Here is a 19870-nt window from a genome sequence, read left to right on the forward strand (position 1 = left end):
GGCGACCGTGCTGAAGGCGACACTGCGCAGCTTCCTGGCACACAAGGGACGGCTCGCCCTCTCCGCTCTGGCGATCGTGCTGTCGGTGGCATTCGTCGCGGGCAGCCTGATCTTCTCGGACACGGTCACCCGTACCTTCGACCGGTTGTTCGCCTCCACCGCGGCCGATGTGACGGTCAGCCCCCAGGAGGACCTGGCCTCGCCGTTCCCGAGCGGAGCGACCGCGACCCTGCCCGCCTCGCTCGCCGGGCGGATCGCCCGGGTGGACGGGGTGGCGGCGGCCCACGTGGACGTCGCCGTCCGGAACATCACGGTCGTCGACCACCGGAACGAACCCGTGGGCCCGACCACCGGCGCGCCCACCATCGCGAAGAACTGGTACGTCACCGACCGCAGCCCGGTGAAGCTGACCTCGGGGCACGCTCCGCACGGCCCCGGCGAGGCGCTGCTCGACGCGGACACGGCCCGGCACAAGCAGGTGCGGATCGGCGACACGCTGAGGGTGCTCGCGCAGCCCGGCTCGTTCACGGTGCGGGTGGTCGGGATCGCCACCTTCACGACCACCAACCCGGGCGCGGCCCTGGTCTTCCTGGACACCCCGACCGCCCAGACCCGGCTGCTCGGCCGGCCCGACACGGCCACCGCCATCTCGGTCGACGCGGCCCCGGGCCTGACCGACGCGCGGCTCAAGGAACGGGTGGCGACGGCGCTCCCCTCCCCGTCGGGCGGCTCCGTGTCCTACGACCTCAAGACCGCGAGCGAGCAGGCCAAGTCCAGCACCGACCAGCTCGGCGCGTTCCTCGACGTGATCAAGTACGTGATGCTGGGCTTCGCCGGCATCGCCGTACTCGTCGGCGTGTTCCTCATCGTCAACACGTTCTCGATGCTCATCGCCCAGCGCACCCGTGAACTGGGCCTGCTGCGCGCCCTGGGCGCCGACCGGCGGCAGGTGCGCCGGTCCGTGCTGACGGAGGCCCTGCTGCTCGGCCTGGTCTCCGCGACGCTCGGACTCGCCGCGGGGATCGGGCTCGCGGCCGGACTGATCCGGCTGATGAGCGCGTTCGGCATGAACCTGAAGTCCACCGAGATGGTGATCGGCTGGGGAACCCCCGTCGCCGCGTACGTCGTGGGGGTCGGCGTCACCTTCGTCGCCGCGTATCTCCCGGCCCGGCGCGCGGCCGCCGTCTCCCCGATGGCCGCCCTCGCGGACGCCGAGGTCGCCGGCGTGGGACGGCCCCTGACGGTCCGCGCGGTGGCGGGGGCGGTCATCGGCACGCTCGGCGTGGCCGCGCTGGCGGGCTGCGTACGGGCGACCGACACCGCGCCGGCTGCCTCCCTGCTCGGGCTCGGCGTGGTCCTCACGCTCGTCGCCACGGTGATCGCGGGCCCGTTGCTGGTGCGTCCCGTGATCCGGGTGCTGGGTGGCGCCTTCCCCGCCCTGTTCGGCGCCGTCGGGCGGATGAGCCAGCGCAACGCGCTGCGCAATCCGCGTCGCACCGGCGCCACCGCCTCCGCCCTCATGGTCGGGATCGCCCTGGTCGCCGGGATGTCGGTGGCGAGCACCTCCATGTCCAAGTCGTTCGACCAGCAGATCGACAAGACGCTGGGCGCCGACTTCGTGGTGCAGAACAGCAACTTCCAGCCCTTCTCGAAGGAGATCACCGACCGGGTCAGGGCGACGGACGGCGCGGGGCTCGTGGTGCGCCAGCGGTTCACCGCCGTCGCGCTGAGGCTGCCGGACGGCAGATCCGTCGAGACGACCGCCGGGGGCTACGACCCGCGGCTGGACGCCGTGGCGCACATCAACTACGTCCGGGGGGACACGGCGACCGCGCTCGCGGACGGCGCCCTCGCCATGGACGTGACGTTCGCGAAGGACCACGGCGTCCGCCTCGGCAGCACCCTTCCCGTCCGGTTCCCGGACGGGCGCAGTGCCGGCCTCCGGGTCGGCGCGCTCACGGACCAAGGCACCTCGGACGGGTTCGGCACCGAGGGCGGGCTGTTCCTCGGGATGGCCACGTTGCAGAAGTACCTGCCGGACGCACAGGACTCCGCGCTGTATGTGAACGCCGCGCCCGGCACGTCCAAGGACCGGCTGCGGTCCCGCCTGGAGCAGACGCTCGACCCGTACCCCCAGGTGCAGGTCCGGGACCAGGCCGACTACAAGAAGCTGGTGCACGACCAGATCGCGGTGCTGCTGTATCTCGTCTACGCGCTGCTCGGCCTGGCGATCATCATCGCGGTGCTCGGCGTGGTCAACACCCTGGCCCTGTCGGTCGTCGAGCGCACCCGGGAGATCGGGCTGCTGCGTGCGATCGGGCTCGCCCGGCGGCAGCTGCGCCGGATGATCCGGCTGGAGTCCGTGGTGATCGCCGTGTTCGGGGCGGTCCTCGGGCTGGCGCTCGGGCTGGTGTGGGGTCTGTGCATCCATCGGGTGCTGGCGTTGCAGGGCATGAAGGCGCTGGCGATCCCCTGGGGCACCATCGTGGCCGTCGTGGTGGGCTCGGCGGTCGTGGGTGTGGTGGCCGCGTTGCTGCCCGCGCTGCGCGCCTCGCGGATGAATGTGCTGGCGGCGATCGCGCACGAGTGAGCGCCTCCCCGGCGAAGTCCTGGGGAGGTCCTGGCGAAGTCGTCCGGTGACGGGAGGAGCTCGGAGCGCGGCCGGTCCGCTCCGGACCTGTCCGTCATGACGATCCGGCCGTCCCGCCCGGCCCTGCGTGATCTGATCACCGCATGAGCGAACTGCGGATACGGGCCGCCGCGCCCGAGGACCTCGACACCGTGCTCTCCTTCTGGAGGCGGGCCGCCGAAGGCACGAGCATCAGCGACGACCGCGACGGTGTGGAGCGACTCCTCGCCCGCGACCCGGAGGCGCTGCTCCTCGCCGAGGAGGACGGCGAACTGGCCGGCACGGTGATCGCCGGTTTCGACGGCTGGCGCTGTCATCTGTACCGGCTCGCGGTACACCCGGGCCGTCGGCGGCGCGGCATCGGCTCGGCGCTCCTGGCCGCCGCGGAGGAGCGCTTCGTGCGGCTCGGGGGCCGCCGCGGGGACGCGATGGTGCTGCAGCGCAACGAGAGGGCCCAGCATGCCTGGCGGGCTGCCGGCTACGCACCCGAGGAGCACTGGCGTCGCTGGGTGAAGCCCCTGGCGAACGGCACCACTTTGCCGATCTTTTACCATGGAGGGGATGAACGGTCCCCCCGCGTGGTCAACCCGTCCCACCATGGAGATGTGTGAGCATCAGCCGAAGAGCGAGCCTCCCAGAGCCCGACCTCGCGCGGTCGCCGCGTCCCCGGCCGATCCTGGGACGGAGGTGACCCGATGACCGAAGTGCTCCTTCTGCTGGTGGCGATCCTGCTCTCGCTGGCCTGCGGTGGATTCGTCGCGGCGGAGTTCTCGCTCACCACGGTCGAGCGCAGCGAGCTGGAGCTCGCCGTACGGCGTGGTGAGCGCGGCGCGGCGGGCGCGCTCAAGGCCGTACGGAGTCTGACGTTCCAGCTCTCGGCCGCCCAGCTCGGCATCACGGTCACCAACCTGGTGGTCGGCATGCTCTCCGAACCGTCGATCGCCAAGCTGATCGCGGGCCCGCTGGGCGCACTGGGCCTGTCTCGCGCCACGTCCACCTCCGTGGCCCTCGTCATCGGCACGGGCCTGTCGACGGTCTTCCTGATGGTGGTCGGCGAACTGGTGCCCAAGAACTGGGCGATCTCCTCGCCGCTCGCGGTGGCCAAGCGGGTGGGCACGCCCCTGCGCTGGTTCAGCTCCGCCTTCCGCCCGTTCATCACGCATCTGAACAACACGGCCAACCACACGGTCCGCCGCTTCGGCCTCGAACCGGCCGAGGAGCTGGCCTCCGCGCGCAGCCCCCAGGAACTGGTGGCGCTCGCGCGGCACTCCGCCAAGGAGGGCGCGCTGGAGGCGGACACCGCGGAACTGTTCGTGCGCACCCTCAACCTCGCCGACCTGACCGCGGAGAACGTGATGACCCCGCGCGTCCAGGTGATCGCCCTGGACGCCCAGGCGACCTGCGAGGACGTGGCGAACGCGACGCGCGCGACGGGACTGTCCCGCTTCCCCGTCCACCGCGGCAGCCTGGACTCGGTCGTCGGTATCGCGCACATCAAGGACGTCGTGGCCGTGCCCGCGGAGGAGCGGCCCCACCGTTCGGTCGCGCTGATGATGCGCGAACCGCTCTTCGTCCCGGAGTCCCTCACCGTCGACCGGCTGCTGGACCGGCTCTCCGGCAAGAACACCATGGCCGTCGTCATCGACGAGTACGGCGGCACGGCCGGGGTCGCCACTCTGGAGGACATCGTCGAGGAGGTCGTCGGCGAGGTGCGCGACGAGCACGACCCGCACGAGACTCCCGATCTGGCCCCGGCCGGCACGGACGCCGCGGGCCGCACGCTGTACTCGGCCGACGGCTCGGCCCGTATGGACCAGCTCGCACGCGTCGGGCTCCGGGTGCCCGAAGGTCCCTACGAGACCCTCGCCGGGCTGATCGCCACGGAGCTCGGGCGGATACCGGCCAAGGGGGACAGCGTAGAGGTGGCCGGGTGGTGCATCGAGGTCGTGGACGCGACGGGGCGCCGGGCCGCCCGGATGCTCCTGCACGCACCGGCCGCCGAGCGGGAGGAGGAGCGGTGACCCTCGTCCAGCTGCTGATCGGTCTGCTGACGCTCGTCGCGAACGCCTTCTTCGTGGGCGCCGAGTTCGCGTTCATCTCCGTCCGCCGCAGCCAGATCGAGCCGCACGCCGAGGCGGGCGACCGACGGGCCCGCAGTGTGCTGTGGGGCCTGGAGCATGTCTCGGCGCTGCTCGCCGCCGCGCAGCTCGGCATCACCCTGTGCACCCTGGTCCTCGGTGTCGTCGCCGAGCCCGCGATCGAGCATCTGCTGGAGCCGGTGTTCCACGCGGTCGGCCTCCCTCCGGGCGCGGGCCGGGTGGTGTCGTTCGTGATCGCGCTGGCCCTGGCGACCTATCTGCACATGCTGCTGGGCGAGATGGTGCCGAAGAACGTCGCGCTCGCGGAGCCAGTGCGGCTTGCGCTGCTGCTCGGCCCGCCGCTGGTCACGCTGGCCCGGACCCTGCGCCCGGTGATCTTCACCGTGAACGCGTTCGCGAACGGGTTGCTCGCGCTGTTGCGGGTGGAGACGAAGAGCGAGGTCACCGCCACCTTCTCGGACGACGAACTGGCCCGGCTCGTCACGGACTCCACCGAGGCCGGGCTCATCGACGACCGCGCCCAGGAGCGGCTGCACGACGCCCTGGAACTGGGCCGCCGGCCCGTGCGGGACGTGGTGGTGCCGCTGGAGCGTGTGGTGTACACCCGCGTGGGCATCACTCCGGAGGAGCTGGAGCGGCTGTCGGCCGAGTCCGGGTTCTCGCGGTTCCCGGTGGTGGACGAGGGGCGGCGGATCACCGGCTATCTGCACGTCAAGGACGCCCTGGACGCCTCCCCGCGGGACGAGCCGTTCCGGCTGCGCGACCTGCGGCCCATCGCGCGGGTGCGGGAGAGCACGCCGCTGGACGACGTGCTCACGGCGATGCGCGGCAGCCGTACGCATCTGGCGGCGGTGCAGGGCGCGGACGGCCGCCTGGCGGGCCTGGTCACGATGGAGGACGTCCTGCGGGAACTGTTCGGCCGGCGGTCCTGACAGCCGGGGCGGGGCACGGAGCCGACGGCCGGTGGCCCCGCGCCGGACGCGGCAGGCCGACCGACCGGCGGGTATGGCCTCGGGATACCATCGTCGGCGCCATGCAGACGAACCCCACCCACACCAGCCTGGTCGCGGTCGGCGACTCCTTCACCGAGGGCATGTCGGACCTGCTTCCCGACGGCTCGTACCGCGGCTGGGCCGATGTCCTCGCGGGCCGGATGGCCGCCCGGACGCCCGGATTCCGATATGCCAACCTGGCCGTGCGCGGCAAGCTCATCAGGCAGATCGTCGACGAGCAGGTCGACGTCGCCGCCGCGATGCGGCCCGATGTGATCACTCTGGTCGGCGGTCTGAACGACACGCTGCGGCCCCAGTGCGACATGGACCGCGTACGGGGTCTGCTGACCGAGGCCGTGGAGCGGCTGGCCCCCTCGTGCAAGCAGCTCGTCCTGATGCGCAGCCCGGGCCGTCAGGGCCCGGTCCTCGAACGCTTCCGGCCTCGTATGGAGGAGCTGTTCGCCTGTGTCGACGAGCTCGCCGAGCGGCACGGCGCGCTCGTGGTCGACCTCTACGGCGCGCCCTCGCTCGCCGATCCGCGTCTGTGGGACGTGGACCGGCTGCACCTGACGGCCGAGGGACACCGCCGGGTGGCGGAAGCCGTGTGGCAGACCCTCGGGTACGAGGCGGAGGATTCGGAGTGGCGTACGCCGATGCCGCCGAGCGCTCCGCCCAGCTGGCTCGCGCGCCGGACCGCTGACGTCCGCTTCACCCGGCAGCATCTGCTGCCGTGGATAGGGCGGCGGCTGACGGGCCGCTCATCGGGGGACGGCCGCCCGGCCAAGCGTCCGGACCTGCTGCCGTACCCGGACCCGGCCGTCCAGGAGTAGCGAACGCTCCGGAGGGAGTCGCGCGTGACCACCAGGGTGATCAACCTCAAGGGCCGTCTCCAGGACTTCGGTCCCCGGCTGGAATACGCCCCCAGCGACCTCGTCTACATCGGCCGCCGCCTGGTCAGGGGCGGCTGGAACCTGCCTCAGCACCCCCTGTTCAACCCTTTCCAGATCGACACCGGGAAGAAGAAGCACGACGGGACCCGTGCCGAGGTGATGGCCAAGTACCGGGAGTATCTGATGGCACGCCCGGATCTGCTGGCCCAGGTGCCAGACCTGCGCGGCATGACGCTCGCCTGCTGGTGCGCGCCCGAGCTGTGCCACGGCGACATCCTGGCGGAGGTCGCGGAGAAGCCGAAGCGCCCGGGGCACCGGTCGTAGCAGCGCAGTGCGGTTGCGGCCCCCGGCCGCACGGGCCCCGGGCCCGCGTGACGGCGGTCTCGTAGGTTCCACCGAACCGTCCGATGGCGCTGGCCTGCAGGAATCGCCAGTAGAATCCGTGCCGTGACTGCTGCGCCCGCAAAGCCCCGAATCCCGAACGTCCTCGCCGGACGCTACGCCTCCGCCGAGCTTGCCACGCTCTGGTCCCCCGAGCAGAAGGTGAGGCTGGAGCGGCAGCTCTGGCTGGCCGTGCTGCGGGCCCAGAAGGACCTGGGGATCGACGTGCCGGACGCGGCGATCGCCGACTACGAGCGCGTGCTCGACCAGGTCGATCTCGCCTCGATCGCCGAGCGCGAGAAGGTCACCCGGCACGATGTGAAGGCCCGGATCGAGGAGTTCAACGCCCTCGCCGGACACGAGCACGTGCACAAGGGCATGACCTCCCGCGATCTGACGGAGAACGTCGAGCAGCTGCAGATCCGGCTCTCCCTGGAGCTGATGCGCGGCCGCACGGTGGCCGTGCTGGCGCGCCTCGGCAAGCTCGCGGCCGAGTACGGCGAGCTGGTCATGGCCGGCCGCTCCCACAACGTGGCCGCGCAGGCCACCACCCTGGGCAAGCGCTTCGCGACCGCCGCCGACGAGCTGCTCGTGGCCTACGGCCGGGTCGAGGAGCTGCTCGGCCGCTACCCGCTGCGCGGCATCAAGGGCCCCGTCGGCACGGCACAGGACATGCTCGACCTGCTCGGCGGGGACGCGGCGAAGCTCGGTGACCTGGAGCAGCGCATCGCCCGTCACCTGGGCTTCTCGCAGGCCTTCACCTCGGTCGGCCAGGTCTACCCGCGCTCTCTCGACTACGAGGTGGTCACCGCGCTGGTGCAGCTGGCGGCGGCGCCGTCGTCGCTGGCCAAGACGATCCGGCTGATGGCCGGGCACGAGCTGGTGACCGAGGGCTTCAAGCCCGGCCAGGTCGGCTCGTCCGCGATGCCGCACAAGATGAACACCCGCTCCTGCGAGCGCGTCAACGGCCTGATGGTGATCCTGCGCGGCTACGCCTCGATGACCGGCGAGCTGGCGGGCGACCAGTGGAACGAGGGCGATGTGTCCTGCTCGGTGGTGCGCCGGGTCGCGCTGCCGGACGCGTTCTTCGCGCTGGACGGTCTGCTGGAGACGTTCCTGACGGTGCTCGACGAGTTCGGCGCCTTCCCCGCCGTCATCGCGCGCGAGCTGGACCGCTATCTGCCGTTCCTCGCCACGACCAAGGTGCTGATGGCGTCGGTGCGCGCGGGCGTCGGCCGGGAGGTGGCCCACGAGGCCATCAAGGAGAACGCCGTGGCCTGCGCGCTCGCGATGCGCGAGCAGGGCGCCGAGCGCAACGAGCTGCTGGACCGGCTGGCCGCCGACGAGCGCATCCCGCTGGACCACGCCCAGCTCGACGCGTTGATGGCGGACAAGCTGTCCTTCACGGGCGCAGCGGCCGACCAGGTCGCCGCGGTCGTGGGCCGCGTCGAGGAGATCGTGAAGCAGCACCCCGAGGCCGCCGGCTACACCCCAGGGGCGATCCTCTGACCCGGTTCACCCCGGCGGAGCTTCAGGCCGCCCGCGACCGTCTGGTGCCGGACGTGGTCGCGGACGGCCTCAAGGTCCTTTTCTGCGGCATCAATCCCGGGCTGATGACGGCGGCGACGGACCACCACTTCGCCCGCCCCGGCAACCGCTTCTGGCCGGTGCTGCATCTGTCCGGCTTCACACCGAGGCTGATGAAACCGTCGGAGCAACGGGAGTTGCTCACGTACGGACTCGGTATCACCAATGTGGTGGCGCGGGCGACCGCGCGGGCCGATGAGCTGAGCCCCGAGGAGTACCGGGAGGGCGGGCGGGTCCTCGCCGCCAAGGTGGAGCGGCTGCGGCCCACGTGGCTGGCGGTGGTCGGGGTGACCGCGTATCGCGCGGCCTTCGCGGAACGGGGGGCCGCCGTGGGCCCGCAGCAGCGGACGATCGGCTCGACCCGGGTGTGGGTGCTGCCCAACCCCAGTGGTCTGAACGCGCATTGGACGGCCGCGACGATGGCGGCGGAGTTCGTGCGGTTGCGGACGGCCGCGGGGGAAACGGCGGCCGGGAGCGTCATGGGGGATCCGTCTCCGTGACGACCGCGAGGAGTTGGAACGGCAACTCCTTGTCCCACTGGGACACCCCGAGGGCGACCCACCGGCCCGTCTCGGCCGACTTCCACAGCTGGACGTCCGGTATGTGTCCGCTGAGGGTGGCCCAGGGCTCCTCTATGTTCTCCCCGCTCAGGGTCCGGTCGAGAACGCTGTAGAGACTGAAGGCCTGGGGCGGCCCCCAGCGCTCGGCCAGCCGCTCGCCGAGGCCGTCCCGGTCGGCCTCGTACTGCGCCGCCGTCTCCTCCCGCTCACAGCCGCCGTCCCCCCAGAACTCGGCGCTCGTCTGTAAAGCGGCCGTGTGATATCCGGGCCCGCTCTCACCCTGCTCCGTCCTGCCGTGCGCCGCGGGGAACTCCCGGGCGCACAGCAGATCTATGACGGAGAGGTACCTCGCGATGTCCATGCGGTCCAGTAAAGCGGCCGCCACTGACAACTGGCACGGCGTCAGGCACGCGGGAGACGTTCGGTCTTTGTCGCGCCGGTCAGGCGATACCGCCGTTGGCGAAGACGACCTGGCCGTTGACCCATCGTCCCGGTCCGGCGAGGAACGCAACGGTCTCGGCGATGTCGTCCGGCGTGCCCAGACGCTCCAGCGGGGACTGCGCGGCCAGCCGGTCCACGGCCTCCTGGTCCTTGCCGTCGAGGAAGAGCGGGGTCGCCGTGGGGCCGGGTGCGACGGCGTTCACGGTGATGTCGCGACCGCGCAGCTCGCGGGCCAGCACCAGGGTCATGGCCTCGACGGCGCCCTTGCTGGCGGCGTAGGCGGCATAGCCGGGGAACGCCAGCCGGGTCACCGAGGTGGAGAAGGTGACGACGGCTCCGCCCCCGCGGACGCGGCGGGCCGCCTGCTGGGCCACCACGAACGTGCCGCGGATGTTGGTGCGGTGCATCCGGTCCAGGGTGTCCAGGTCGAACTCGACGACCGGACCGAGGCGCATCATGCCCGCGGTGTGGACCACGACGTCGATCCCGCCGAAGGCCCGCTCGACCGCGTCGAACGCCTCGGCCATGGCGGCTTCGTCGGCGACGTCGCCGGTCACCGCGATCGCCCGGCCGTGTGCCTCCTCGATGGCGACGACGGTCTCGTCGGCGGCGGCCTTGTTGCCCGCGTAGTGGACGCCGACCGCCATGCCGTCGGCGGCGAGCCGCTGGGCGACCGCGCGGCCGATGCCCCCAGAGGCCCCGGTGACGAGTGCGACGCGTGCGACGCGTGTGGTGTCGGACATGGTCTTGCCCTTCTCTCCTGATCAACGACCCGCTTATGGACGCCAAGTTCATATAAGCATGTTGTGAACGCACCGTCCATATGTGAGGGTGGGAAACCGGTCATACGCCATACGGGAGGACAGGGATGCCGGAGCCATCAGAGCAGCAAGGGCCCTCGCGGGTGCGGCGCGGCCGGGGGCGGCGCCCCGCGGCCGAGGTGCGCGCCGACGCCCTGGAGGCGGCCGGCGCCCTGCTGCTGGAGGGGGGCATGGGCCCGTTCACCATCGAGGCGGTCGCCGACAAGGCGGGCGTCAGCAAGACGACGATCTACAAGTGGTGGCCGTCCAAGGGGGCACTCGCCCTCGACGGCTATTTCCACGCCGTCGAGTCCGCGCTGACCTTCCCCGACAGCGGCGACATCGAGGCCGATCTGACGGCGCAGCTCCGCGCGTTCGTCCATGTCGTCACCCGGACCCCCGCCGGGCGGGTGATCGCCGAACTCATCGGCCAGGCGCAGACCGACCCCGATCTGTCCGCCGCCCTTCTGAAGCGCTACTCCGGCCCACGGCGGCAGCTGGCCGTGGAGACGATGCTACGAGCCCGGTCGCGCGGCCAACTGCGCGCCGACGTCGACCCCGAGGTCCTGGTCGACCAGCTCTGGGGTGCCTGCTACCACCGTCTGCTGCTGCCCGACCTGCCCCTCACCGAGGAGTTCGCGGTGAGCCTGGTCGCGAACCTCATGCGCGGCGTCAGGGTCTGAGCCGCCGGGCGGACCGCTCGGGCGGACGGTCCGCGGCGCCGCCCGGCGGTTCCCGCTCCGCTCCGTTGCCGCCCGGCCCTCGCGGGTGAGCGCGGTGCCGAGTACGATCCGGCCAACACGCGCACGAGCTGGGAGGACAGACGTTGGGGCGGCTGACCGGCGGGGACCCCTCTCTGCTCAGAAGGATCAACTCCGCGGTGGTGCTGCACGCGCTGCGCGCCACGGACTGCGCGACGCTCACCGAGATCACCACGGTGACCGGGCTGTCCCGGCCGACCGTCGAGGGCGTGGTCGAGGGACTGATCGAGGCCGGACTCGTGGTGGAGCAGGCCGCCGAGGAGGGTGCGGCCCGTCGGCAGGGGCGGCCCGCGCGGAGGTTCCGGTTCCGGGCGGAGGCGGGGCATCTGCTGGGCCTGGACGTCGGCGCCCACCGGGTGACCGCCCTCCTCGCCGATCTCGACGGCCGGGAGCTGGGCTCGGTGTCCAAGGAGATCTCCGAGTCGGCGCCGGCGGACGAACGTCTGGACCGGCTGCGGGGCACGGTCGCCGAGTTGCTGCGCCGTGCGGGCGTGGCACGCGATTCCCTGCGCGCGGTGGGCGTGGCCAGCCCCGGGATCGTGGAGGCGGACGGCACCGTGCGTCTGGGCACGGCCCTGCCGGAGTGGACCGGTCTGCGGCTGGGCGAACGACTCGGCCGCTCCTTCAAGTGCCCGGTCCTCGTCGAGAACGACGCCAACGCAGCGGCCGTGGCCGAGCACTGGAAGGGGGCCGCCACCGAGTCCGACGACGTCGTCTTCGTGCTGGCGGGGCTCAGTCCCGGCGCCGGCGCACTGATCGGCGGACGGCTGCACCGCGGCTACGGCGGGGCGGCCGGGGAGATAGGCGCGCTGCATCTGCTGGGCCGCGAGGCGGCTCCGGAGAAGTTGTTGTCGACCACGGACGAACCGCTGCAACCGCTGGACGAACAGCAGGTCGCCGATGTCTTCGCCCTCGCCCGGGAGGGCGACCAGCGGGCCCGCGCGGCCGTGGACCGGTTCATCCAGCGACTGGTGCACGATGTGGCCGCCCTCGCCCTGGCCCTCGATCCCGAACTCGTCGTCATCGGCGGCTGGGCGGCGGGTCTGGACGGCGTACTGGATCCGCTGCGCCGCGAGCTGGACCGCTACTGTCTGCGCCCGCCCAAGGTGACCCTGTCACGGCTCGGCGAGGCCGCGGTGGCGACGGGGGCACTGCGGCTGGCCCTGGACCATGTGGAGGAGCAACTGTTCGCGGTGGAGGGCACGGTCACCGCGCGGCGCTGAACCGGACGGGGCGGGTCCGGCGGCGTAGGTGTGAGGTACGCACCGGACCGGTCCGTCCGCGTACGCGCACCAGGCACGCACACGACGTCGCGCCCCGGATTCCCGGGGCGCGACGGACGGGGCTCCCGGCGGTCAGGAGGCGCGGCGCTCCGGATCGTGGTGGATCTCGACGCGGCCCGAGGCGCCGAAAGTCAGCCGGCAGGTGTCGGCGCGGTACGTGGCGAGCGAGACCGCCGCCGTGCGGCCCCCGGCGTAGTAGCGGGTGGTGACGACGAGGACGGGCGCGCCGGGCAGCCGGTCCAGCTCCTTGGCGTCCTCGGCACTGGCCGAGCCCAGCTCGACGGACTGGTCCTGGTCCTCCAGCCCGAGGTGCTGCAGCTCGCGCAGCACGGCACGCGCGCGTGCCGCACCGGACGGCGCGTCGATCGCGGAGAGGTCGGGAACCGAGGAGTCCGGGATGTAGAGCACTTCCGCGGCGACCGGCTGGCCGTGGGTCATCCGGGAGCGCCGCACAGTGTGCACCTGCTCGTCCCGGTCGGTCTCCAGGAGATCGGCCACGGCGGCGGGCGGGGCGGTGGTCGTGCAGTCGACGGGCTGCCAGGCGTCCCCGGCGGCACCCGGCCACTGGTGCCGCTCGGCGCCGACGGCGACCCCCACGCGCGGCGGGGCCACGGTCGTACCGACTCCGCGGCGGCGCTGCAGCCGCCCTTCCAGTTCGAGCTGTTCGAGGGCCTGCCGGAGCGTGGCACGGGCGACGCCGAAGCGGGCCGCGAGATCGCGTTCGTTGGGCAGGATCTCGCCCACCGAGAACTCGGAGTCGAGTGCCTCGGTGAGCACGGTCTTCAGATGCCGGTACTTAGGCTCCGGCACCGGTTCCAGCTGCGTGGTCCCCACCCTGTCCTCCGCAATCGCCGTGGTGCGACGGCGTTTTAGCGCCCTTGTTTATTAAAGGTTGTTGCACTTCTCTGCGACCATAGGGCGGCCCCCACCCTTGGTCAATACCAATCCTCGATCCCTTACGCATCGCGGGAACGCGATGCCGCGGACCGTTCACGCGGCGTTCGTGGTGCGCGACACGGACGACACGAGGACACACCCTTTCGTCCTCGAATGTTCACGTACGGAAGCTTTGTGTTCCGAGCCCGGCGCGACCGAGGGCTACCGACCGGTAGCACTTGCTGACAAGCTGTCTACGAACATCGACCCTCAGCGTGTCCCCGGACGAGGAGCAGCAGCATGGCCGCCACGGTCTCCTTCAGCGTTCCCTCCCCGCACGGCCCGCGGACCGTCACCGTCTCGTACGCGCGCGTGGGCACCGGCGAACCGCTCCTGCTGCTCCACGGCATCGGCCACCACCGTCAGGCCTGGGACCCGGTCGTGGACATCCTGGCCACCGAGCGCGACGTGATCGCGGTGGACCTCCCCGGCTTCGGCGCGTCCCCGGCCCTGCCGGACGGACTCGCCTACGACCTGTCGACGGTGGTGCCCGCACTCGGCTCGCTGTGCGCGGCGCTGGAGCTCGGGCGTCCGCATGTGGCGGGCAACTCCCTGGGCGGTCTGCTGGCCCTGGAGCTGGGCCGCACGAAGCTCGTACGGTCCGTCACGGCGCTCTCGCCCGCCGGGTTCTGGACCCCGGCGGAGCGGCGGTACGCGTTCACGGTCCTCCTCGCGATGCGCCGGGCCGCGCGGAACATGCCGGTGCCGATGGTGGAGCGCCTGTCGCGCACGGCGGCCGGGCGCACGGTGCTGACGAGCACCATCTACGCCCGTCCCGGCCGCCGTTCACCCGAGGCCGTCGTCGCCGAGACACTCGCACTGGCCCGCGCCGAGGGGTTCGCCGCGACCCTCCGGGCGGGCACCTCCGTCCAGTTCGCGGAGGACCTGTCCGGGCTGCCCGTGACCGTGGCATGGGGCACCCGGGACCGGGTGCTGATGCGCCGTCAAGGAGTGCGCGCCAAGCAGATCATCCCCAAGGCCCGCCTGGTGCGACTGCCCGGCTGCGGGCACGTGCCGATGAACGACGATCCGGCGCTGGTCGCTCGGGTCATCCTGGACGGCAGCCGCTGAGCACGCCGGGTACGGGGCCTCCGCACCCGCGGACCGTTCCCTGAAGCACGCGACGAAGACCCGGGGACGGCGGTTCACCCGTCGCCCGAGGGATGGCGGCCGACACGAGGGGCGCGTACGGGGCAGTCCCCGTGTCACCACGGCTGGTTGTTCACTTCTGGTTTCCGTGTGCGCTGCGGCGCACCAGTAGTTGTGACAGTGCCCATTGGCAGGAACCGTCCACCGGAGGCGCCTTCATGTCACACCGTCCCTTTCCCGGCCGCCGCAGCGTGCTGCGCGGCTCGCTGGCCGCCTCGGCGGCCCTCACTCTGCCCACCACGCTCGGCGCGGCACCGGCGTTCGCCCTGTCGGGGCGCCCGAAGGCGGGATGGGGTGTCCAGGCCGGTGACGTGACCGCCCATTCCGGTCTCGTCTGGGTGCGCTCCGACCGCCCCGCCCGGATGATCGTCGAGACCTCGGCGACGGAGTCGTTCCGCAATCCGCGCAGCCGGCAAGGGCCGCTGCTCGGCGCGGACACGGACTTCACCGGCACCACACGGCTGCACGGGCTGCCGGCCGGCGAGCAGATCCACTACCGCGTACTGCTGGCCGACCCGCACGATCCGCGGCGCACGGGCGAACCCGTGACGGGCACCTTCCGCACGACCCCGCCCGGCCGGCGCCGCGGAGTGCGCTTCCTGTGGTCGGGCGACCTGGCGGGCCAGGGCTGGGGGATCAACCCGGACCGCGGCGGTTACCGGATCTACGACGCGATGGCGAAGCTCGACCCGGACTTCTTCCTCTGCAGCGGCGACAACATCTACGCCGACGGGCCGATCTCGGCGACCCAGACCCTGCCCGACGGCAGCACCTGGCGCAACATCACCACCGAGGAGAAGTCCAAGGTGGCCGAGACGCTGGCCGAGTACCGCGGCAACTTCCGCTACAACCTGCTGGACGAGAACCTCAGGCGGTTCAACGCCCAGGTCCCGTCGATCATCCAGTGGGACGACCACGAGGTCCGCAACAACTGGTACCCCGGCGAGGTGATCGCGTCCTCCGACCCCCGCTACACCGAGAAGAGCATCGACGTGCTCGCCGCCCGCGCCCGGCGCGCGTTCAGCGAGTACTTCCCGATCTCGACACTGGAGCCGGGCGACCGCAACGGCCGGGTGTACCGGGTCATGCGGCACGGTCCGCTGCTGGACGTCTTCGTCCTCGACATGCGCACCTACCGCAACGCCAACTCGACCGACGACCAGACCGTGGACCCGCAGGGCATTCTCGGCGCCGAGCAGTTGGAGTGGCTCAAGCGGGAGCTCGTCCGCTCGCGCGCAGTGTGGAAGGTCATCGCCGCGGACATGCCGCTCGGCCTGGTGGTACCGGACCCCATGGAGAACCTGCCCAACATCGAGGCGGTGGCGCAGGGCGACCCGGGCGCGCCGCTCGGGCGGGAGCTGCAGATCGCCGAGCTGCTGCGGTTCATCAAGCACCGCAGGATCACGGGCACGCTGTGGCTGACGGCCGATGTGCACCACACCTCGGCGCAGCACTACCACCCCTCGCGCGCCGCGTTCACCGACTTCGAGCCGTTCTGGGAGTTCGTCTCCGGGCCGCTCAACGCCGGTGCGTTCCCGGCGAGCGCGCTCGACAACACGTTCGGCCCGGACCGGGTGTTCGTGAAGGCGCCGACGGACTCCAACGTCTCCCCCGCCGGTGGCTACCAGTTCTTCGGCGAGGTCGACATCGACGGCGACAGCGGAGAGCTGACGGTCCGGCTGCGGGAGCAGGACGGGACCGTGCTGTTCACGCAGATGCTTCAGCCGGGGCGGGTCGGGCAGTAGTCGGCGGCGCTCCCGTACTCTCCCGCAGTTCGCCGAACCGTCCTGTCCACGGCCCGGTTGAGGGTTGCGCGCCGGTCCCGCCCGGTCCGTGGCCGGCGGCCGGCTGGCGTACCCTCGATCATCACGCCGCGCACCGGAGTCATCCCCCGGTGCGCGGCACTCGTGGGCGATCGGCCCCCACGCAAAAGCTTCGTCAAAAGAACAACAAAAAGGACAGAAGCATACTTTACCCGCCAGACACAAAGCGTTTGTGATCACGCAACACCCTTCCTCCACAGTGGTTGCATGACTCCTGACATGTCTGATGTGACGCGTGCGAAGCACGGTCGCCCGGTCCACCACTGGCGACGGGACCTGATCGAGCTGGCCGCCCTGTTCACGGCGGTGGCGGTGGCGGACGTGACCGTCGATCTGGTCGGGCACGGTCCCGACGGTCCCGCTCTGCTGGTGCTCTCGGCCGTGGCCCTGGTCGCGACGGCCGGCTTCCACATCTGGTGGACACGCCGCCACGGTCACGCACCCCCGACGAGTGATACCGGCGCCCGGCCGCTCACCGAGGAGCAGCAGGCCGGGCCGTCCGAGCGCGACGCGGCCGCCGGGGCGACCGCGCTGTGGCGGATGCGGACCACGGTGAAGGACGAGCCGGGCACCCTGGCCGCGCTGTGCACGGCGCTGGCCGGGCAACGGATCGACATCCTGAGCCTGCAGACGCACCCCCTGGCCGAGGGCACGGTGGACGAGTTCCTTCTGCGGTCCCCGGCCGCGCTGGACGCGGGCGAGATCACGCGGGCCGTGTCGCGCTCCGGAGGCTCCGAGACCTGGATCGAGCGGGCCGACGCGCACGACCTCGTGGACGCCCCCACCCGGGTGCTGAGTCTGGCCACGCGCACCGCGCTGGACGCGGCGGAACTCCCGCTTGCGCTCCGTCAGTTGCTCGGCCGGTGCACCATCCGCTCGTTGCCCGCCCGCTCCCCCGGCTCAGGACGCCCGGAGGGGGACGCTCCCGTCGAGGGGGCCCTGGAGGACACGGTGATGCGGCTGCGGGCGCCGGAGGGCGGAGTGATCACGGTGGAGCGGCCCTATCTGCCGTTCACGCCGACGGAGTTCGCACGGGCGCGGGCGCTGGTCGAGCTGGACGCCCGGCTCGGTCCGCGCATCCCCCGCAGCCAGGACGTACTGACCCTGCCGAAGGGCACCGCGATCACCGTGCGGCGGGCCGACACCTCGGACCTCGAAGCGGCCAAGGACATGCACGACCGGTGCTCGCCGCGCACCCTGAGCATGCGGTACCACGGGCCCGTCGGCGACGCGGACCGCTATCTCAACCACCTGCTCAGCCCCCGCTTCGGCCGCACGCTCGTGGTGCAGACGGCGTCGGGACGCGTCGTCGGCCTCGGGCATCTGCTGTGGGACGGCGACGAGACGGAGGTGGCCCTGCTCGTCGAGGACGAGTGGCAGCGGCGCGGCATCGGCAGCGAACTCCTCGGCCGTCTGGTGACGATGGCGGTCGAGGCCGGCTGCGAGAGCGTCTACGCGGTCACGCAGGCGTCGAACACGGGCATGGTCGCCGCGATGCGCGGCCTCGGGCTGCCCCTCGACTACCAGATCGAGGAGGGCGTCCTCGTCATCACGGCCCGTCTGGACGCGACCCCGGTGGCGTCCAGGCTGCCCTACGACCACGCCTACGAGCAGCACGGCGCCAAGGGCGCCCAGGACTGACGCCGCGCGTACGGCGGACGGCAGACGGAACGGCCCGGCGTACTGCGCCGGGCCGTTCGGCTTCCCCGGGGCTCGGACGAAGGCCGCGCCCGCTACCGCCCCGCGACCTCTTCCGTCCGCCGCTCGCCGTCGGTCGACCGGGTCCCGAGGGCGCCGTCGAGATCGGCCCACAGGTCCTCGACGTCCTCCAGGCCCACCGACAACCGCAGCAGCCGGTCGCTCACCCCGGCGCCCTGGCGGTCGGGCTCGTCGACGATGCGGTGGCTGATGGACGCCGGGTGCTGGATGAGGGTGTCCACGCTGCCAAGGCTCACCGCGGGGGTGATCAGCCGGACGCCGGAGATCACCTCGTGCGGATCGCCGTGCACCTCGAATGCGATCATCGCGCCGCCGATGCGCGGGTAGTGCACCCGGGCGACGCGCGGGTCGGCGGCGAGCCGGCCGGCGAGTTCGGCGGCGGTGGCGGAGGCCGCCCGGACCCGTATCGGCAGCGTCGACAGTCCGCGCAGCAGCAGATAGCCGGCGAGCGGATGCAGCACCGCGCCCGTCGCGAAGCGCACCTGCCGCAGCCGGCGCGCCAGCTCCTCGTCGCAGGCCACCACGCCGCCCATCACATCGCCGTGCCCGCCGAGGTACTTGGTGGCGCTGTGCAGCACCAGCCGGGCGCCGTGTCCGGCGGGGCGCTGCAGTACGGGCGTCGCGAAGGTGTTGTCCACCAGCAGCGGGACCGAGCCGCAGGCGTGGGCGATCGCACGCAGGTCGACCTCCGCGAGCGTCGGATTGGCCGGGGACTCGACCATGACGAGACCGGTGTCGGGGCGCAGCGCCGCCGCGATGCCCGCCGGGTCGGTCCAGGTCACCTCAGAGCCCAGCAGTCCGGCGTTCAGCAGATGGTCGCTGCAGCCGTACAGCGGTCGCACGGCCACCACATGGCGCAGTCCGAGCGCGTTCCGCGCCAGCAGGACGGCGCTCAGCGCGGCCATCCCGCTGGCGAACGCGACCGCGCTCTCGGTGCCCTCCAGCCGGGCGAGCGCGGTCTCGAAGCGGGCGACGGTCGGGTTGCCGAGCCGCGCGTAGACGGGCGGGCCGGTCAGCTCCCCGCCGTCGGCCGCGAAGGCGTCGATCCGGGCGGCCTCCCCACGGCTGTCGTAGGAGGGATAGGTGGTGGAGAGGTCGAGGGGCGGGGCGTGCAGCCCCTGGGCGACGAGGTCCTCACGTCCGGCGTGCACGGCCTCGGTAGCCAGCGCCCGGAGGCCGGGCAGCTCGCCGACGAAAAATCCGTTCCGCGTGTCCTGAGTACGGGAATCCATGGGCCGCAGCCTGAACACCGCACGGGGTCGCTGCGGCGTGACCCGTGTTACGTTCGGCGCATGGCCGAATCTGTCGTACTGGACCCGGTGGATCTCCACCTTCTGCGCCTGTTGCAGAACGACGCCCGGACGACCTACCGCGACCTGGCGGCGCAGGTGGGGGTGGCCCCCTCGACCTGTCTGGACCGGGTGACCCGGCTCCGCCGCTCGGGAGTGATTCTCGGCCATCAGTTGCGACTGGATCCGGCGAAGCTGGGGCGCGGACTCGAAGCGCTGCTGTCGGTGCAGGTCAGACCGCACCGACGGGAACTGGTGGGACCCTTCGTGGAGCGGATCCGGGCGCTGGCGGAGTCCCGTACGGTCTTCCATCTCACCGGACCCGACGACTATCTGGTCCATGTCGCGGTGGCGGACATGGCGGATCTCCAACGGCTGGTTCTGGACGAGTTCACGTCCCGGCGCGAAGTGGCGCGGGTGGAGACCCGGCTGATCTTCCAGCAGTGGGACTGCGGGCCTCTGCTGCCACCCGGCCAGACCGCGCCGAAACCCGCTGAGCAGGCGTAAGCCGAACGCGGAAACCCCGTGACG

Annotated in this window: 17 protein-coding genes and 1 pseudogene; 14 read left to right on the plus strand and 4 right to left on the minus strand. The window is 72.0% G+C overall.

Annotated elements, in window-relative coordinates; translation table 11 throughout:
- The first annotated feature begins 7 nt into the window (after positions 1 to 7).
- The 8 genes and pseudogenes from AB0L95_RS18125 (at position 8) to mug (ending at position 9078) form a co-directional block, all read left to right on the plus strand.
- Entirely contained in the window at positions 8 to 2590 is a 2583-nt protein-coding gene (locus tag AB0L95_RS18125) for an ABC transporter permease (protein WP_365162667.1), read from the plus strand.
- A gap of 143 nt (positions 2591 to 2733) precedes the next feature.
- Positions 2734 to 3153 (plus strand): annotated as a pseudogene (locus AB0L95_RS18130) (GNAT family N-acetyltransferase); the annotation flags it as partial.
- Positions 3154 to 3324: 171 nt separating this feature from the next.
- A complete protein-coding gene (locus AB0L95_RS18135) occupies positions 3325 to 4650 on the plus strand; it encodes a hemolysin family protein (protein WP_365162668.1) in 1326 nt (441 codons plus the stop codon).
- The gene (locus tag AB0L95_RS18140) at positions 4647 to 5660 is read left to right on the plus strand and encodes a hemolysin family protein (RefSeq protein WP_365162669.1); all 1014 of its coding nucleotides are present in this window, start codon (positions 4647 to 4649) and stop codon (positions 5658 to 5660) included. The genes AB0L95_RS18135 and AB0L95_RS18140 overlap by 4 nt, the downstream gene beginning before the upstream one ends.
- A gap of 101 nt (positions 5661 to 5761) precedes the next feature.
- Entirely contained in the window at positions 5762 to 6550 is a 789-nt protein-coding gene (locus AB0L95_RS18145; RefSeq protein WP_365162670.1) for an SGNH/GDSL hydrolase family protein, read from the plus strand.
- A gap of 24 nt (positions 6551 to 6574) precedes the next feature.
- On the plus strand, positions 6575 to 6934 hold the full coding sequence (locus tag AB0L95_RS18150; protein ID WP_365162671.1) for a DUF4326 domain-containing protein: 360 nt from the start codon (positions 6575 to 6577) through the stop codon (positions 6932 to 6934).
- Positions 6935 to 7057: 123 nt separating this feature from the next.
- Entirely contained in the window at positions 7058 to 8500 is a 1443-nt protein-coding gene (purB, locus tag AB0L95_RS18155; protein ID WP_365162672.1) for an adenylosuccinate lyase, read from the plus strand.
- Positions 8497 to 9078 carry a G/U mismatch-specific DNA glycosylase gene (mug, locus tag AB0L95_RS18160; RefSeq protein ID WP_365162710.1) on the plus strand — a complete coding sequence of 194 codons (582 nt, stop codon included), beginning with the start codon at positions 8497 to 8499 and terminating at the stop codon, positions 9076 to 9078. Before purB ends, mug begins: the two co-directional genes overlap by 4 nt.
- Here the strand turns inward: mug and AB0L95_RS18165 are convergent.
- Both AB0L95_RS18165 and AB0L95_RS18170 read right to left on the minus strand, forming a co-directional pair.
- Positions 9056 to 9499 (minus strand): hypothetical protein, encoded by a 444-nt coding sequence (locus AB0L95_RS18165; RefSeq protein WP_365162673.1) that lies wholly within the window; start codon positions 9497 to 9499, stop codon positions 9056 to 9058. The genes mug and AB0L95_RS18165 overlap by 23 nt on opposite strands.
- Positions 9500 to 9578: 79 nt before the next feature.
- A complete protein-coding gene (locus tag AB0L95_RS18170; RefSeq protein ID WP_365162674.1) occupies positions 9579 to 10322 on the minus strand; it encodes an SDR family oxidoreductase in 744 nt (247 codons plus the stop codon).
- A gap of 125 nt (positions 10323 to 10447) precedes the next feature.
- Between AB0L95_RS18170 and AB0L95_RS18175 the strand changes: the two genes are divergently transcribed.
- Positions 10448 to 11062, plus strand: a complete 615-nt coding sequence (locus AB0L95_RS18175; protein ID WP_365162675.1) for a TetR/AcrR family transcriptional regulator — start codon at positions 10448 to 10450, stop codon at positions 11060 to 11062.
- A gap of 143 nt (positions 11063 to 11205) precedes the next feature.
- Positions 11206 to 12363, plus strand: coding sequence for an ROK family transcriptional regulator (locus AB0L95_RS18180; protein WP_365162676.1), 1158 nt, complete (start codon positions 11206 to 11208; stop codon positions 12361 to 12363).
- A gap of 132 nt (positions 12364 to 12495) precedes the next feature.
- On the opposite strand, the gene AB0L95_RS18185 is transcribed toward AB0L95_RS18180, so the two are convergent.
- Positions 12496 to 13257, minus strand: coding sequence for a GntR family transcriptional regulator (locus tag AB0L95_RS18185; protein ID WP_365162677.1), 762 nt, complete (start codon positions 13255 to 13257; stop codon positions 12496 to 12498).
- A 342-nt stretch (positions 13258 to 13599) separates the two neighbouring features.
- Here AB0L95_RS18185 and AB0L95_RS18190 point away from each other — a divergent pair, with 342 nt between their 5' ends.
- The 3 genes from AB0L95_RS18190 to AB0L95_RS18200 all read left to right on the plus strand — a co-directional run bounded on the left by AB0L95_RS18190 (position 13600) and on the right by AB0L95_RS18200 (position 17972).
- Positions 13600 to 14430: an alpha/beta fold hydrolase gene (locus AB0L95_RS18190; RefSeq protein WP_365162678.1), complete on the plus strand. Its 831-nt coding sequence runs from the start codon at positions 13600 to 13602 to the stop codon at positions 14428 to 14430.
- Between the two features lie 236 nt (positions 14431 to 14666).
- A complete protein-coding gene (locus AB0L95_RS18195; RefSeq protein WP_365162679.1) occupies positions 14667 to 16253 on the plus strand; it encodes an alkaline phosphatase D family protein in 1587 nt (528 codons plus the stop codon).
- A 285-nt stretch (positions 16254 to 16538) separates the two neighbouring features.
- Positions 16539 to 17972, plus strand: a complete 1434-nt coding sequence (locus tag AB0L95_RS18200; protein ID WP_365162680.1) for a GNAT family N-acetyltransferase — start codon at positions 16539 to 16541, stop codon at positions 17970 to 17972.
- A gap of 92 nt (positions 17973 to 18064) precedes the next feature.
- On the opposite strand, the gene AB0L95_RS18205 is transcribed toward AB0L95_RS18200, so the two are convergent.
- Entirely contained in the window at positions 18065 to 19282 is a 1218-nt protein-coding gene (locus AB0L95_RS18205) for a PLP-dependent transferase (protein ID WP_365162681.1), read from the minus strand.
- A gap of 60 nt (positions 19283 to 19342) precedes the next feature.
- Between AB0L95_RS18205 and AB0L95_RS18210 the strand changes: the two genes are divergently transcribed.
- Entirely contained in the window at positions 19343 to 19846 is a 504-nt protein-coding gene (locus AB0L95_RS18210; RefSeq protein ID WP_365162682.1) for an Lrp/AsnC family transcriptional regulator, read from the plus strand.
- Positions 19847 to 19870: the final 24 nt, after the last annotated feature.

The organism is Streptomyces sp. NPDC052036, from assembly GCF_040680495.1.
Taxonomy (GTDB): domain Bacteria; phylum Actinomycetota; class Actinomycetes; order Streptomycetales; family Streptomycetaceae; genus Streptomyces.